At 69.5% G+C, this 14134-nt stretch carries 18 protein-coding genes; 8 read left to right on the forward strand and 10 right to left on the reverse strand.

From position 1 onward, the window contains the following. Positions 1-105: 105 nt before the first annotated feature. From ACWD0F_RS43190 to ACWD0F_RS43200, 3 genes are all read right to left on the reverse strand, one after another. The gene (locus ACWD0F_RS43190; protein WP_449887566.1) at positions 106-480 is read right to left on the reverse strand and encodes a nuclear transport factor 2 family protein; all 375 of its coding nucleotides are present in this window, start codon (positions 478-480) and stop codon (positions 106-108) included. Between the two features lie 72 nt (positions 481-552). Then, entirely contained in the window at positions 553-846 is a 294-nt protein-coding gene (locus ACWD0F_RS43195) for a DUF952 domain-containing protein (RefSeq protein WP_449887568.1), read from the reverse strand. Between the two features lie 89 nt (positions 847-935). After that, positions 936-1259: a DMT family transporter gene (locus tag ACWD0F_RS43200; protein ID WP_449887570.1), complete on the reverse strand. Its 324-nt coding sequence runs from the start codon at positions 1257-1259 to the stop codon at positions 936-938. Between the two features lie 127 nt (positions 1260-1386). Here ACWD0F_RS43200 and ACWD0F_RS43205 point away from each other — a divergent pair, with 127 nt between their 5' ends. Then, complete coding sequence (locus tag ACWD0F_RS43205; RefSeq protein ID WP_449887572.1) at positions 1387-2340, forward strand: radical SAM protein; 954 nt, start codon at positions 1387-1389, stop codon at positions 2338-2340. A 229-nt stretch (positions 2341-2569) separates the two neighbouring features. Continuing rightward, entirely contained in the window at positions 2570-3298 is a 729-nt protein-coding gene (locus tag ACWD0F_RS43210) for a phytanoyl-CoA dioxygenase family protein (protein ID WP_449887574.1), read from the forward strand. A 27-nt stretch (positions 3299-3325) separates the two neighbouring features. On the opposite strand, the gene ACWD0F_RS43215 is transcribed toward ACWD0F_RS43210, so the two are convergent. From ACWD0F_RS43215 to ACWD0F_RS43230, 4 genes are all read right to left on the reverse strand, one after another. After that, positions 3326-3862, reverse strand: coding sequence for a GNAT family N-acetyltransferase (locus ACWD0F_RS43215; protein ID WP_449887576.1), 537 nt, complete (start codon positions 3860-3862; stop codon positions 3326-3328). Next, positions 3859-5055 carry an Ig-like domain-containing protein gene (locus ACWD0F_RS43220; protein WP_449887578.1) on the reverse strand — a complete coding sequence of 399 codons (1197 nt, stop codon included), beginning with the start codon at positions 5053-5055 and terminating at the stop codon, positions 3859-3861. The genes ACWD0F_RS43215 and ACWD0F_RS43220 overlap by 4 nt, the downstream gene beginning before the upstream one ends. Before the next feature lie 133 nt (positions 5056-5188). Further along, positions 5189-7402 (reverse strand): SF1B family DNA helicase RecD2, encoded by a 2214-nt coding sequence (gene recD2 / locus ACWD0F_RS43225; protein ID WP_449887580.1) that lies wholly within the window; start codon positions 7400-7402, stop codon positions 5189-5191. 151 nt (positions 7403-7553) lie between these two features. Next, on the reverse strand, positions 7554-8183 hold the full coding sequence (locus ACWD0F_RS43230; RefSeq protein WP_449887582.1) for a LysE family translocator: 630 nt from the start codon (positions 8181-8183) through the stop codon (positions 7554-7556). A gap of 383 nt (positions 8184-8566) precedes the next feature. On the opposite strand from ACWD0F_RS43230, the gene atpE reads away from it, so the two are divergent. After that, entirely contained in the window at positions 8567-8800 is a 234-nt protein-coding gene (atpE, locus tag ACWD0F_RS43235; RefSeq protein WP_449887584.1) for an ATP synthase F0 subunit C, read from the forward strand. 154 nt (positions 8801-8954) lie between these two features. Continuing rightward, a complete protein-coding gene (locus ACWD0F_RS43240) occupies positions 8955-9380 on the forward strand; it encodes a hypothetical protein (protein ID WP_449887586.1) in 426 nt (141 codons plus the stop codon). A gap of 263 nt (positions 9381-9643) precedes the next feature. Here ACWD0F_RS43240 and ACWD0F_RS43245 read toward each other — a convergent pair whose 3' ends face one another. Genes ACWD0F_RS43245 through ACWD0F_RS43255 form a run of 3 tightly spaced genes read right to left on the reverse strand, consistent with a single transcriptional unit; the run spans position 9644 to position 11426 of the window. Further along, the gene (locus ACWD0F_RS43245; RefSeq protein ID WP_449887588.1) at positions 9644-10213 is read right to left on the reverse strand and encodes a hypothetical protein; all 570 of its coding nucleotides are present in this window, start codon (positions 10211-10213) and stop codon (positions 9644-9646) included. Positions 10214-10234: 21 nt separating this feature from the next. Further along, on the reverse strand, positions 10235-11122 hold the full coding sequence (locus ACWD0F_RS43250) for an SDR family NAD(P)-dependent oxidoreductase (RefSeq protein WP_449887590.1): 888 nt from the start codon (positions 11120-11122) through the stop codon (positions 10235-10237). A gap of 46 nt (positions 11123-11168) precedes the next feature. Beyond that, positions 11169-11426 carry a hypothetical protein gene (locus tag ACWD0F_RS43255; protein ID WP_449887592.1) on the reverse strand — a complete coding sequence of 86 codons (258 nt, stop codon included), beginning with the start codon at positions 11424-11426 and terminating at the stop codon, positions 11169-11171. Positions 11427-11539: 113 nt separating this feature from the next. On the opposite strand from ACWD0F_RS43255, the gene ACWD0F_RS43260 reads away from it, so the two are divergent. The 4 genes from ACWD0F_RS43260 to ACWD0F_RS43275 all read left to right on the forward strand — a co-directional run bounded on the left by ACWD0F_RS43260 (position 11540) and on the right by ACWD0F_RS43275 (position 14057). Next, a complete protein-coding gene (locus ACWD0F_RS43260; RefSeq protein ID WP_449887593.1) occupies positions 11540-11923 on the forward strand; it encodes a MarR family winged helix-turn-helix transcriptional regulator in 384 nt (127 codons plus the stop codon). A gap of 292 nt (positions 11924-12215) precedes the next feature. Beyond that, the gene (locus ACWD0F_RS43265) at positions 12216-13160 is read left to right on the forward strand and encodes a class I SAM-dependent methyltransferase (RefSeq protein ID WP_449887595.1); all 945 of its coding nucleotides are present in this window, start codon (positions 12216-12218) and stop codon (positions 13158-13160) included. Positions 13161-13175: 15 nt separating this feature from the next. Then, complete coding sequence (locus tag ACWD0F_RS43270) at positions 13176-13745, forward strand: GNAT family N-acetyltransferase (protein ID WP_449887597.1); 570 nt, start codon at positions 13176-13178, stop codon at positions 13743-13745. 54 nt (positions 13746-13799) lie between these two features. After that, positions 13800-14057, forward strand: coding sequence for a VOC family protein (locus ACWD0F_RS43275; RefSeq protein WP_449887599.1), 258 nt, complete (start codon positions 13800-13802; stop codon positions 14055-14057). Positions 14058-14134 lie beyond the last annotated feature (77 nt).

The raw sequence follows: 14134 nt of genomic DNA on the forward strand, positions 1-14134 counted from the left end.
AGCAGGCTCCTCAGCAGCCTCAGGCTGTGGGTCCGGGTGTGTCGCCGGTGCGGTTGGTGCGCTGATTTTCTGTTCGGTGCCCGTTGGTCGTTCGGTGCCGGCTGGTCAGTGGTGGCCGTCGGTGGTGTGCCAGTAGTCGCGGGTGTGTGTGGCGAGTCCATCGGGGTCGAAGCGGGCGAAGACGCAGCCTGCCAGGGTGATGGGCCGGCCGTTGTCGTGGGCGTGGGCCCGGAATTCGATGGCGGCCTGGTCGCCGTCGACGACGGGGGCGGCGAAGGTGACGTGGGGGTCGGTTTCGCCGGTGAAGGACCAGGTGATGTAGTCGGCGATGGCGTGCTTGCCGTGGTGTGGGGGGCGGAAGGGCATGCTGGTGTGGACGGCGTCGTCGTGGTAGAGGGCGGTGATGGCGGCGGTGTCGTGGTGGTTCCAGCCGTGTTGCCAGGTGTCGGCGAAGCGTTGGGCGGCTGTTCGGGTGTCCATGGGGTTCCTTGGGCGGGTGGCGGTCGGGCGCGGGGTGTCGCTGCGTTGTGGGGGTGCGCTCCCCCGGTGTTGTCAGGTGGTGTAGGGGTGTACGGCGGTGACGGCGGTGATGGGGAGCGGGCCGTAGAGGTGGGGGTAGCCGTTCTCGTGGCGGATGTCGAGGCCGGTGGGGTCGATGTCGAGGATGAGGAGCGGGTCTTCGACGTGGGTGTAGTAGGTGGTGTGGACCTGGTGTAGCTGGGTGAGGTCGCGGCTGCAGTGGATGAAGCCTTCTTGGTCGAGGGTGCGGCCGAGGGTGGAGATGCGGTACTCCCCCGTGGGGTGGGCGTGGTGCCAGTCTTCGGCGAGGGCGAGGTGGTGGATCATGGGCGCTTTCGGGGTCGGGGATGGTGGCGCGGCGCCGGCGGTTGTGTGCTGGTGCGGGCGGGTGTGGGGTGGCGGGCCTGGTGCGGGGTTCAATGGCCACCTGCGAGGTTGAGGACTACGACGCCGCCGATGATGAGCAGGATACCGCTGATCTTGAGGGGGGTGAGGGTCTCTCCCATGAAGAGGGCGCCGATGATGGCGATGGCGGCGGTGCCGGCGCCGGACCAGATGGCGTAGGCGGTGCCGATGCCGAGGTGGAGTTTGAGGGCTTGGGCCAGGAGGGTGAAGGAGGTGAGGTAGCCGGCGGCGGCGGTGAGGGTCCAGGCGGGGTGGGTGAAGCCGTTGCTGAGTTTGAGTGCGGAGGTGGCGAGGACCTCCGAGGCGATGGCGAGGGTGAGCAGGATCCAGGCCATGGGTCCCCCAGGCTGAAAGTGGTACGTGTGTGCCATTTCAGTGTGGGTGGGGGCGAGCAGGTCGTCGAGAGTTCGGGGTTGCGGGTTCCGCTTGAAAAGGCAGTCGAATGCGTGTTCCACTGGGGGCGTGGGTTGGGACGCGCTTGCGCTTGTTGACGCCGCTGACGAGCGTCCGCTGATCGAGCGGCGGGCGGTGGCGCGGGGTGGGTTTTTCGAGGTGCAGGCGCGCACGATGATCGAGCGGGTGCCGCCGGTCGCGGGGATCGCGCAGCGGTGGGCGGTTTCGCCCTACCGGGGGTGTGCTCATGCTTGCCGGGGGTGTGGTGCCCGTGATGGGCATCGCCGGTTCGGGTTGGACGCGGGGCGGGATTTCGACGAGCGGGTCGTGGTGAAGCCGAACGCGGTGGCGCGGTTGCGGGTGGATCTGGGGCGGTGGGATGGGCAGGAGCTGGCGGTGGGGGTCAGTGGTGACTGCTATCAGGTGGCGGAGGAGACGTACCGGTTGATGCCGGGGTTGATTGCGGTGCTTGCGGAGGCGGCGGTGCCGTTCACGGTTTACACCAAGAGTGCGCTGGTGTTGCGGGACGCGGCGTTGCTGGCGCGGGCGGGGGCGCAGGTGGCGGTGTCGATCGCGTTCGTGGATGAGCGGATCCGGCGGGCGGTGGAGCCGGGGGCGCCGACGGCGCAGGCGCGGCTGGAGTTGGTGTCGGCGCTGGTGGAGGCGGGGGTGGCGTGCCGGGTGCTGATGGCGCCGGTGTTGCCGTTGCTGAGTGATGCGGCCGATCAGTTGGCGGCGACGGTGCGGCGGATCGCGGGGGCGGGTGCGGGGGCGGTGGAGCCGGTGGTGTTGCGGCTGCCGCCGGGGACGCGTGGCTGGTATGGGGAGTGGCTGGCGTCGGCGCATCCGCAGTTGGTGGCGCGGTATGAGGAGTTGTACGACGGGGCGGGGTTGCCGTCGGCGGATTATGAGGGGCGGATCACGGGGCAGATCGCGCAGTTGTGCCGGGTGTACGGGATGGGGTGCGGGGCGCCGGTGGCGGAGCGGCGGGAGCCGCGGTTCGGGCAGTTGGCGATTGTGTGAGGGTGGTTGCACTCCCCCGGTGTCGTGTGGGGGTGTTCTTCTTTCCCGGGGTCGTGTGAGGGTGATCCACTTGCCCGGGGGTTTGTGCGTGGGTGTTCTTCTCCCCCGGGTGTTGGTGTGAGGGTGTCCTGCTGGTCCTGCTCCCCCGCGGTTTGCCGCATGGTGGCGTGTGGTGCGGTGGGTGTGCGGGTGCGGGAGAACGGGTGGACGGCGCTGTTAGCGTGCGGGCATGGACGTCATCGATGTCGAGGCTTTCGTCGCCGACGGTTTCGCGAAGGTGGAGGCGGTGGTGCCGCGGGAGGTCGGGGATGCGGCCCGGGCGTTGTTGTGGCGGCGGATGGGGTTGTCTCCGGATGAGCCTTCGGGGTGGACGCGGCCGGTGGTGTGGACGGCGGATCTGACGGGTGAGGGGCCGTTCGGGGAGATCATGCGCAGTGTCCGGTTGCGGGCGGCGCTGGATGCGGTGGCCGGTGTGGGCGGGTGGGTGCCGCGGGGGTCGCTGGGGAATGTGCCGGTGCGGTTTCCGCGGGTGGCGCCGGTCGATGATCGGGGGTGGCACATCGATGCGAGCGCGGCTCGGCCGGATGGCACGTTCGGGGTGAGCGGGCGGCCGGAGACGTTGCTGGTGCTGGTGTTGTTGTCGCAGGTGGGGGTGGATGACGCGCCGACGCGGGTGCGGGTGGGGTCGCAGCGGGAGATGGCGGCGCTGCTGGATGAGCGGGTGCGTGATCCGATGATGATGGGGTCGGTGTTCGAGGGGGTGGGGCGGGGGCGGCGGGTGGCGTTGGCGACGGGGGTGCCGGGTGATGTTTACGTGGTGCATCCGTTCACGGTGCATGCGGCGCAGGAGCATCGTGGGGGTGAGCCGCGGTTCATGGCGCAGGTGCCGGTTTTTTTGAGCCGGGCGCTGGGGCCGGGTTCGGGTACGCCGCTGGGGCGGGCTGCCGGGTTCGGGTGACCGCTTGGGGGGTGTGGGTGGGGGTGGTCACACGCGGCGGGTGAGGAGCATGCCGGGCCACTCCCCTACGGTGAAGGGTGCGGCGCGGGTGAAGCCGCAGCGTTCGTAGTAGCTGACGAGGCGGCCGTCGTCGCCGGCGTAGCAGTCGACGCGCAGGAGGCTGACGCCGCGGGTGCGGGCTTCGTCGGCGGCCCAGTCGAGCAGGGTGCGGCCGACGTTGCGGCCTGCGTGGCGCTGGTCGATGACGAGGGCTTGGACGTAGAGCTCGGGTTCGGTGGCGGGGGTGACGTAGTCGTGGGCGGCGCCGACGACGACGCATCCGGCGCTTTGGCCGTCGATTTCGGCGATGCGCATGCCGCCGAGGTCGGCCCAGCCGGTGACTTGGCGGGTGCGTTGGGGGTTGCCGGTGAAGGGTTTGGTGCCCCATTGGCCGGTGCGGCCTTGGGAGGTGAGCCAGGTGATGGCGCTGTCGAACATGCCGAGGACGGCGGGGACGTCGTGGGGGCCGCCTTGGCGGATGTGCGGTTGCTGGTGTGCGGTGTGGGGTGCGGTGGGGTTCATCATGCCTTGCCGTTCAGGGCGCTGCCTTTTTTCCATTGGGTGTAGGACATCTGCCAGAAGCCCCAGCCGTTGTTCCATTCAAGTTCGCGTTTGGTGCCGGTGATGTCGACGACGTCGCCGCGCTGGAAGTTGTCGTAGAACCATTTGGCCTGGTCGGGGCGGGAGTTGATGCAGCCGTGGCTGACGTTGCGGACGCCTTGGGCCCAGACGTTGTTCTTGGCGTGGACGTATTCGCCGGAGTTGGAGATGCGGACGGCGTGGTCGATCATGACGTCGTAGTAGCCGGGGTCGCCTTTTTTGCGGCCTGGGGAGATCATGCGGACGGGGTTGCCGCGTTCCATGGTGAGGTGGACGCCGGAGGTGGTGGTGTATTCGCGGGTGGTGGCCATGCCGGCACTGATGCGCATGGTTTGGACGCGTTTGCCGTCTTTGTAGACGTACATCATGTGCTTGGCGGCGTCGACCTTGCTGATCTGCTTGGCGCCGATCTTGAGGGTGGCGGTGTAGTCCTTGACGCCGTAGAGGCCCTTGCCGGCTTTGACGCCGGTGATCTGGGCGTTGAAGGTGACCTTCTGGTGGGCGGGCCAGTATTTGGCGGTGCGGTAGATGACCTTGGTGTCGTCGATCCAGCGCCAGGCGCCCTGGGCGGGCTTTTCCGCGTCGACCTCCAGGGCGCGTTCGATGGCGGCCTTGCTGGTGACGGGCTGGTTGAAGGTGACGATGATGGGGGCGCCGACGCCGAGGGTCTCGCCCTTGGCGTTGGGGGTGACGTCGATGATCTGCAGGGCGCGCTCGGGTTTGGCGGTGGTGAAGGTGGCCGTGGCGGTGGTGGCGCCGGCGGTGGCGGAGACGCTGTAGCCGGTGGAGGGCTTCAGCGCGGTCTTGGAGACCCACTTGGTCTTGTCGGTGTTGTAGGTGCCGTCGAGGGAGTCGCCGCCGGCGTCGACGGTGACGTTCTCCAGGGCTCCGCCGGCGGCGGTGACGACGACCTTCTTGTCGGGGCTCACCTTGGTGGCGCCCTCGGCGGGGGTGATCTTGACGGTGGGCGCCTGGGGGGTGGCCGTGATGGTGGAGTCGGGTCCGCGGCCGGGGTCCTGGGTGGCGGGGGCGCCGCCGGAGCAGGAAGCGGTCAGGGCCGCGGCGGTGAGCAGCGCGGCTGCGGCGGCGGGCTTCCTCCACGCGTGCGCAACGTTCAAGTCGGTCCTTTCCCCCTAGGGCACCAATCGCACCCCAAAAAACAATAATGCTCCTACATGTATGACGAGAAATCATTTGGGAGAGTTCGGTCACGTTTCCATCACTTGTCGCGGCCTGGGGGTGGCGCGCGGGTCAGCGTGCGGTGAGGCGGTGGGTGAGGCCGGTGTGCCGGCGGCCGGCGCCTTTGGTGCGTACGGCCTGGGCCAGCGCCCGCCGCGAGCCGACGATCACGACGAGCTTCTTGGCCCGGGTGATGGCGGTGTAGAGGAGGTTGCGCTGCAGCATCATCCAGGCGCTGGTGGCCAGGGGGATGACGACCGCGGGGTATTCGCTGCCCTGGGAGCGGTGGATGGAGACGGCATAGGCGTGGGCGAGCTCGTCGAGTTCGTCGAAGGCGTAGTCGACGGATTCGTCCTCGTCGGTCGAGATGGTGAGTTTGTGCTCGTCGGGGCGGATGTCGGTGACGATGCCGACGGTGCCGTTGAACACGCCGGCGGCGCCCTTGTCGTAGTTGTTGCGCAGCTGGGTGACCTTGTCGCCGACGCGGAAGACGCGGCCGCCGTAGCGGCGTTCCGGCATGCCGTCGCGGGCGGGGGTGAGGGCTTCCTGCAGGGCGCCGTTGAGGGCGCCGGCGCCGGCGGCGCCGCGGTGCATGGGGGCCAGGACCTGGATGTCGCGGCGGGGGTCGAGGCGGAACCTTTTGGGGATGCGGCGGGCGACGACGTCGACGGTGAGGGCGGCGATCTCCTCGGGTTCCTCGCAGGGGAACAGGAAGAAGTCGTTCATGCCGGCCAGGGTGGGGTGGTGGCCGGTGTTGACGCGGTGGGCGTTGACGACGACGCCGGACTCCTGGGCCTGGCGGAAGATCTGTGTGAGGCGTACGCGGGGGATGTCGTCGGCGGCGAGCAGGTCTTTGAGGACCTCGCCGGCGCCGACGGAGGGCAACTGGTCGACGTCGCCGACGAACAGCAGGTGGGCGCCGGGGGCGACGGCTTTGACGAGCTTGTTGGCGAGCAGCAGGTCGAGCATGGAGGCCTCGTCGACGACGACGAGGTCGGCGTCGAGGGGGTTGTCGCGGTCGAAGGTGGCCTCGCCGCCGGGGCGCAGCTGCAGCAGGCGGTGGACGGTGGTGGCCTCGTGGCCGGTGAGCTCGGCCAGGCGTTTGGCGGCGCGGCCGGTGGGGGCGGCGAGGATGACCTTGGCGCGTTTGGCGCGGGCCAGGGCCACGATGGAGCGTACGGTGAAGCTTTTGCCGCAGCCGGGGCCGCCGGTGAGGACGGCGACCTTCTCGGTGAGGGCGAGGCGGACGGCCTGGCGCTGCTCGGTGGCGAGTTCGGCGCCGGTCTGGGCGTGCAGCCATGTCTCGGCGCGTTCCCAGTCGACGCCGGTGAAGGCGTCGAGGCGGTCGCGGCCGCCGCGCAGCAGGGAGAGCAGGCCGGAGGCGAGCGACATTTCGGCGCGGTGGAAGGGCGGCAGGTAGACGGCGGGCACGACGTTGTCGCCGGCGGGGACGGGCTCGCGGACGACGCCTTCGGCGGTGGCGAGCTCGTCCAGGCAGGTGGTGACGAGGTCGGCGGGCACGTCGAGGATCTTGACGGCGTCGCCGACGAGGTTGGGGGCGGGCAGGTAGCAGTGTCCGTCGTCGGCGGCCTGGGACAGGGTGTAGCGCAGGCCGGCCTTGACGCGCTCGGGGCTGTCGTGCGGGATGCCGACGGCTTGGGCGATGGTGTCGGCGGTTTTGAAGCCGATCCCCCACACCTCGTCGGCGAGCTGGTAGGGGCGGGTCTTGACGACGGTGATGGACTGGTCGCCGTACTGCTTGAAGATGCGTACGGCGATGGAGGTGGAGACGCCGACGCCCTGCAGGAAGATCATGACCTCTTTGATGATCTTCTGTTCGTCCCAGGCGGCGGCGATCATCTTGGTGCGTTTGGGGCCGAGGCCGGGGACTTCGGTGAGGCGCTCGGGCTGTTGTTCGATGATGTCGAGGGTGGTGGTGCCGAAGTGGTCGACGATCCGCTCGGCCATTTTGGGGCCGATGCCTTTGATGAGGCCGGAGCCGAGGTAGCGGCGGATGCCCTGGATGGTGGCGGGCAGCATGGTGGTGTAGGACCACACCTCGAACTGGCGGCCGTAGCGGGGGTGGGAGGTCCAGCGGCCGTGCAGCCGCAGCGACTCCCCCACCTGGGCGCCGAGCAGGGGGCCGACGACGGTGAGCAGGTCGGGGCCGGTGCGTTCGGTGGCGACGCGGGCGATGGTGTAGCCGGTCTCCTCGTTGGCGTAGGTGACGCGTTCGAGGACGGCGTCGAGGGTTGAACCGTGTGAACCATCCGTGCCCGGCTTCACGCAAACCCCTCTTCCGCCTGCTGTCGTCGCAAGAGTAGAGCAGCATGGCCGGGCCGCAGAGCGATCTTCGGCTCCGCCGGCGCGTGCGGAGTGCGGGAGGGTGGGCCTGGCGTTCGGGAAGCCGGGAGTGCTGGAGCCGGCCTGTAACTTCTTACCGCTCGGCGGCCAGCCGGATTCCCAGGCCGATGAAGAGGCCTCCGGTGGTCACGTCGATGCCGCGGCGGATGGCCTGCCGGCGACGCAGCCATCCGCCGATCCGCCCCGCGAGCACGCCGACCGTGCCGTCGACGAGGAACTCCAGCGCGATCAGGATGGCGCCCAGGATCGCGAACTGCAGCCAGACCCGTCCCAGGGCCGGATTGATGAACTGCGGCAGGAACGCGATCGTGAAGGTGACCATCTTCGGGTTCAGCAGGTTGGTCAGCAGGCCCCTGAAGTACGCCTGGCGGCCCGACATCCGCCCGCCCGCCTCGGCCGTCTCCTCGACCCCCTTGCGGTTACGGATCATCTGGACGCCGAGATAGATCAGATAGGCGGCACCGGCGACGCGCACCGCGACGAAGGCGGTCGGCACCGCCGCGAAGAGGGCGGCCAGCCCGGCGGCCGCCACGGCGACATGGATGGCCTCGCTCGTCGCCACCCCGCTCGTGGCGAGAAGCCCCGCACGAGGCCCCCCGCGCATCCCGCAGCCCAAGATGAAAAGCATGTCCGGCCCCGGCGCGATCATCGCGACGATCGAGGTCACGGTGAAGGCCACAAGCAAGTGTTGATCGATCGGCATGGGGCGATCGTCCCATGGTGGGGCTTGTGTGATGTCACTTGACAGGCCACCGTGCCGCTGGCGGGCTGGCTGCCTGCACTGTGGGCCGGAGGGGGCCAGAACAGGCGACCACGGGGTTCCTGGCCGCCGAGTTGCTTTGCGGCCGGTGGTCGTGCACGGCTCCGGGGGCGGTGCAGTCGATGAAGTGCGGCTGGCTTTGCCCGGTGAGAACCCATTCAGGCAGGCACTGCTAAAACATTTAGATTGATTTGTCTAGTACGTCTATTGACGAGCAACGTGCACACAAATAGGGGTGAACGGATATTTCTTTTCCCGCTTCCGCACACTGAAATGCGAGTAAGTCAGCGATTCTCTGCCTCGTCGGACGCCAGAAAGGCAGTGCAATGGAAGTGCTCGCTCAAGTCTCTGGTAATGTCACCGCTATTGGTTACGGCCTTGCCGCCATTGGCCCCGGCATCGGCGTCGGCATCATCTTCGGTCAGGGCGTGCAGGCCATCGCCCGCCAACCGGAGGCGTACGGCCTGATCCGCCAGAACATGCTCCTCGGTTTCGTCCTCACCGAGGCCCTCGCCCTGCTCGGTCTGGTCGCGCCATTCATCTTTCAGTTCATCAAGTAGTCGCTCGCCATGCAGCGGCAGATTCCTCTTGTCGGGTACGACCAGGGCCAGGGCATGTTCACCCTTCTGACGTGCGGTGAAGCAGACGCGAAGTTCGATTGAAGACGCCGTCGTGTTCACTCGGGACTCCCGTAAGCGGCAGAAGGGAACCGACATGCGCACCTGGCGGAACCTGTCGAAACTCGCGGCTGTAGGCACGGCGGCCGCATGCCTCGCCATCACCGGAACCTCGGCGGCGGTCGCCGGTCAGCACGCCTCCGCGCTCACCTGTGGCGGCAACGTGTTCCTCGACGGCCTCCGGGCCCTCGAGATCACCGAGAACGGCCACGACGAGGTGTACATCACCACCCCGGCCGGCACGAAGATCTGGCCGGCCACCGCGGCCTACGTGTCGATGGCCGCAGGCCAGCGGGCCGAGGTCGACAAGTGCGTCGCTCCCGACGCCGTCCTCTACCTCTGGGAGGAGGACACCCTCGATGTCGACGACTACCTCGGCGTCGTCGCCATCGACGGGGACAGGACCAAGGACTATCTGTTCGCCGGCGGCCCCGGCCTGTACCGGATCGGAGCCGTCGCCTGATCCGCCCGCTGCCGGCCTCCTTGCGCCGGTCAGCGGCCGGCGAGGACGGCCGCTGCGCCAAGAGTCTCTTCGCAGCTCGCATCGGCCAAGAGGGCGTGGCTGCTCGCAGCCGCAGCAGCTACCCCCATGGTCGCAGGCGTCGCGACAAGTCGCCGCCGCACTTGGGGGTCGAGCCCGGCCGGGGTGGGATGTGTGTCGTCCATCCCGGTCAAATCGCACACGTCATTGGTTCCGCAAGGTGCTCACCAGGAGAAGCGCGCACGTCATGGCGACTTGCTGTAAGTGCGAAACCGGTGCGTGGTGTCTTGTGAACGCGATGCAATGAAGGGGTGACGGACCCCAGCTTGCTCCATCCACCAGGGCGAGAGCGACCGCCTTCGACCGGACGTGGCACCCTCGGCACAACTCTTGCGTGGCTGCATTGGAATCTTCCCCCTCTCGTCATCATCGCGTTCGTGCTCCTGGTCGCGATCGGCGTACTTCCCACTGCCCAGGCCCTGGCCGCCGCCGCTTCGTTCGGCCTGGCTCTTCTGGGGCTCAACACTCTGTTCGACCGGGGCCCCCGCAGAGTACGGCGCCATGATTTCCACGAGTACCTGCGTACCCGCATAAGCACGATCGATACGGCGTTCGCCTCCGCCGGCCAAGCCTTTGTCGAAGCCACCCAGCTCATGGACGAACTGCGAAAGGAGCTGTCCGTTCAGCAGGCAGCCCGCCAGCAGCTTGTCAGCGAGGTCGAACGTCAACGCACTCTCATCAACTTGGATCAAGCCGAGGCGCAAGCCGTACAGGCCATCCTCCTGCAGCGCACCAAGGCGGATGCTCGCCGGCAACGCCTTCGTGCCCCACCTGCGCTACGCGATGACGATGCCCATCCCGGGCCGTGCGGGCGGCGACCGCTCTCCGCCCGCATGGCCAGGCGAGCGGGGAGCGCCTTCATAGGGCCTGCTATCCGCCGATGTGCGGGGCGCGGGCGGCGGCGGAGCCGTCCCGGATGACCTCGCCGGTGAGGTTGCCGTTGGCTCCCGAGCCCAGGAAGACGATGATGTCGGCCACGTCGTCGGAGGTGGAGAGCCTGTGGGTGGGGGTGGGGGTGGCGGCGGCGAGGGCGTCGGTGACGAACGCCGGATGTCAGGGCGGCTGTCGGTCAGGGTGAAGCCCGGTGCCATGACGTTGACCAGGATCCCGTCCCGGCCGCCGTTCCAGGCCAGGCCGCGGGCGAGCCCGTACAGGCCCGATTGGGCGGTGCCGTACGGGCCCGGCCCGGGCAGGCCCTCCTCCGCGACGCTTGAGGAGATCAGCACGATGCGGCCCCAGCTTTTGGCGCGCATGCCGGGCAGGACCGTGCGGACCGTGGCCGCCGTTCCGATCAGGTTGGCGCCGATCATCGCCTCCCACTCCTGCAGCGGCACGTCCTCGAACCGGAGACTGGGGTCGGGCGGGCCGTCGCCGCCCCAGCGCACGGCGTTGGCGACCAGGACGTCGATCCCGCCCCAGCGCTCCACGACGGTGGCGACGGCGCGGTCTATGGTGGGCAGGTCTTCGAGGTCGAGCCGGACGGCGTGTGCCTGCCCACCGGAGGCCTCGACGGCGGCGGCCACCTTCTCGGCGCTGTCCGGGTTGTTGCGGTAGGTGATGGCCACCCGGGCGCCTTCGCGGCCGTAGGCGCGGGCGGTCGCGGCTCCGATCCCGGTCGACGCGCCGGTGATCAGGACCACGCGGCCGTGGAGATCTGTGTTCATGGTGTGGCTGTCCTCTTGTCTTCGCTGATCGGGCGGGGAGTCGTGGTCAGGACGGCGTCCGGGCGCGCACCCGGGTCGCCAGGGTGTGCACCGCGGCGAGCGCCGCGGCGTGGGAGGCCTCGTGCTGGTCGCGGAGCTGTGCCAGGAAGGGCATGACCGTGGCGTGGGTGAGCTCGGCCTGGACGAACTCCACGTCGTCCAGGCCGAGCACGGAGAAGCAGGCGCGCAGGTAGGGCTCTTGGACGTCGAACTGCTCGCGGGGGGTGCCCGGCCCGTAGCCCCCGCCGCGCGCGCTCAGCACCACCCGCCCCGGAAGGCTCGCCCGGCAGCTGGCTGCACCAGGACCTGCACTGGCTGTTCGCACGGCTGAAGCAGGGCCTGGCCACAGCCGAGAGCGCGGCCGTACGCGAGCACGGCATGACCCTGTGGGGCTACACGGTGCTGATGACCATCGTCGAAGCCCCCGCCGGCTCCCAATTCGCTCTCGCTCAGGCCGTATCGGTCGACAAGAGCAAGCTGGTCCTCATCCTCGACGAGCTGGAAAACGACGGCCTGGTGCGCCGCCGGCCGGACCCCGCCGACCGCAGGGCCCGCATCATCGAGGTCACCACCGCAGGGAGCCGCGCCCTCAAAGCCGCCCGCAGCGACATCGAGGCGATCGAGGACCGGCTCCTGGCCGACCTCGCCCCCGCGGCACGGACCGCTCTGCAGGATGCGCTGCGCCATCTCGTCGGCGAGCCCATCCGAAGGGTCGAGGATGGACGGCCACCCGAAACCGCCTGCGCGCCCGACCCGGCCTGACCGCACCTTCAGCGGGTACGGCGGCGGAGCGCCAGGACTTCGGTGACGGCTTCGGCGCCGGGTTTGACGTGGCGCATGGGCGGTGCGGGGGTTGTCGTGCCGGGTCTTGCCCATGATGAGCTGCAGCGGGATCTCGGCGTCGCCGAGGTGGGTGGCGGCCGTGCCCGGCGTGCGCCGGGCGGCTCCCCATGCCTTTCCTCTGGTCGCCAGGTCGAGGAACCTGTCTGGTTCGGCGGCGCCAGGAGCAACACCTGTTGACATGCCCGCGAAAGGCAACATATGTTGCGTGCTCGTGGATGCAGGGGAAGAGGACGGACAGGCTCGCCGTACCGCGGACGAGGTGACGGGCGAGGGCGGTCTTGCGGGCCTCGGGCGGTTGACGGCGGCGATCTCCGCCATGGAAGCCCGGCGGACGGCGATCATCGAGGAATTGCGCGGTCAGAGGCGGGCGAGCTGGGAGGAGATCGGCCGGGCGTGCGGGATGACCCGGCAGGGCGCGACCCGCCGCTGGTCCCGCCGGCTGCAAGCGGGCGTGTTCGGCACCGTGGCGCCGCTCTATGAGCGGGGCCGGCCCGGATACCCGCCGGCGTCGGCCGAGTGGCTGATACCGCGCGGCGCCGGACGCGTCCTCGATCTGGGCGCGGGCACGGGGCAGTTCACGCGGCTCCTGGCCGACGCCGGTCTGAAGGTCTTCGCCGTCGAACCTTCCGAGGGTATGCGCGCCCGGCTGTCCGCCGCCGTCCCGTCCGCGATCGTTCGCGAGGGGGCCGCCGAACGCATCCCGCTCGCCGACGCCAGCGTCGACGCCGTGGTCGTCGCGCAGGCCTGGCACTGGGTGGACCCCGCTCTCGCGGTGCCGGAGGTGGCGCGCGTCCTCGTCCCCGGCGGGACGCTGGCCCTGGTCTGGAACATCCGCGACACGGCCGAACCCTGGGTCGCCGACCTCGACGGCATCATGCACCAGCACACCCGGCAGACGATCGACACCCGGCCATCGATCGCGGAGCCGTTCGGCAGCCCCGAACGACTGGAGATCCGCTGGGGCAAGGTCATGACCCGGGCGGAACTGCTCGACATGGTCGCCTCCCGCAGTTATGTCATCACCCTTCCCGACGCCGACAGGCAGCGACTGCTCGGCGAGGTGGAACGGCTCCTCGACTCCCACCCCGGCCTCAGCGGCCGCAACGAGATCACCATGCCGTACCTCACCCGGTGCACCCGTGTCCGCCTCCACTGACCGACAGGCCCAGCAATGACCGCACCCCTGCCGTACACCGTCCGCAGGCTCACCTCCGAGGACGCCGAGGAGTACCGGACCTTCCGCCTGGAGGCGCTGCGGCACGCGCCCACGGCGTTCACCTCCAGCCTCGGCGAGGAGAGCGCCAAACCGCTGGCGGCGACGATCGCGCGGCTGGCCGCCGGCGGCAGCCCCCACGACGTGGTGCTCGGCGCCCACGACGACCGCCGGAACCTGGTCGGCATCGCCGGCCTGGCGGTGCCCGCACGCCGCCAGGAACGCCATAAGGCGACGCTGTTCGGCATGGCCGTCGCGCCGCACGCCGCCGGGCAGGGCATCGGGAAGGCGCTGGTGAGAGGGGTCCTGAACCTTGCCGCCGCCGTCGACGGCCTCGTCCAGGTCGGCCTGACGGTCTCCGAGGGCAACCTTCCCGCCGAACGCCTTTACCGCTCGTGCGGGTTCCAGACCTGGGGCAGGGAGCCGAGGGCGGTCATCATCGACGGGACGGCCATCGCCAAGCTGCACATGGTCCGCATGCTCGACGACCCGGCTCCGCAGGGGGCGGCAGGGGAAGGGAAGGTGTGATCCTGCGCGGACACGCGCTCAGCCTCGCCACCGCCTGCCCTGCGGTTGACCGCCGTGACGATCGGGACCTCGCAGCCGCGCGAGCTCGCGCGTTTCCACGCTCGCCTGCTCGGCCGGCCGGTGACCGAGGAACAAGGCCAGGAGCCCGGAGAGCAGAACGCCTCACAGCACCTCGACCTCAACGTCGGCGACCTGCCCGCGGCTGTCGCATGGGCGCTGGCGTGCGGGTCGGTTCAGGCCGGGTTCCAGCCCCAGGACGACGTTCGCGTCATGCTGGACACCGATGGGCACCCCTTCTGCCTCTCCCTGTGAGCGCAGGTCCCCCTCGCGCGGGCGCCGCCCGGTTTTCCCATCTAGGTGGACCTCTGACCAGACCCTAGTTAGAGTAA

The organism is Nonomuraea sp. NPDC002799 (genome assembly GCF_053592075.1).

Coding starts and splice junctions, on each gene's coding strand:
- ACWD0F_RS43250 (WP_449887590.1), bottom strand. CDS start 11,122: ATGAACACAGATCTCCACGGCCGCGTGGTCCTGATCACCGGCGCGTCG.
- ACWD0F_RS43240 (WP_449887586.1), top strand. CDS start 8,955: ATGCGCACCTGGCGGAACCTGTCGAAACTCGCGGCTGTAGGCACGGCG.
- ACWD0F_RS43215 (WP_449887576.1), bottom strand. CDS start 3,862: ATGATGAACCCCACCGCACCCCACACCGCACACCAGCAACCGCACATC.
- ACWD0F_RS43200 (WP_449887570.1), bottom strand. CDS start 1,259: ATGGCCTGGATCCTGCTCACCCTCGCCATCGCCTCGGAGGTCCTCGCC.
- ACWD0F_RS43260 (WP_449887593.1), top strand. CDS start 11,540: ATGACCCTGTGGGGCTACACGGTGCTGATGACCATCGTCGAAGCCCCC.
- ACWD0F_RS43190 (WP_449887566.1), bottom strand. CDS start 480: ATGGACACCCGAACAGCCGCCCAACGCTTCGCCGACACCTGGCAACAC.
- atpE (WP_449887584.1), top strand. CDS start 8,567: ATGGAAGTGCTCGCTCAAGTCTCTGGTAATGTCACCGCTATTGGTTAC.
- ACWD0F_RS43270 (WP_449887597.1), top strand. CDS start 13,176: ATGACCGCACCCCTGCCGTACACCGTCCGCAGGCTCACCTCCGAGGAC.
- ACWD0F_RS43230 (WP_449887582.1), bottom strand. CDS start 8,183: ATGCCGATCGATCAACACTTGCTTGTGGCCTTCACCGTGACCTCGATC.
- ACWD0F_RS43195 (WP_449887568.1), bottom strand. CDS start 846: ATGATCCACCACCTCGCCCTCGCCGAAGACTGGCACCACGCCCACCCC.
- ACWD0F_RS43210 (WP_449887574.1), top strand. CDS start 2,570: ATGGACGTCATCGATGTCGAGGCTTTCGTCGCCGACGGTTTCGCGAAG.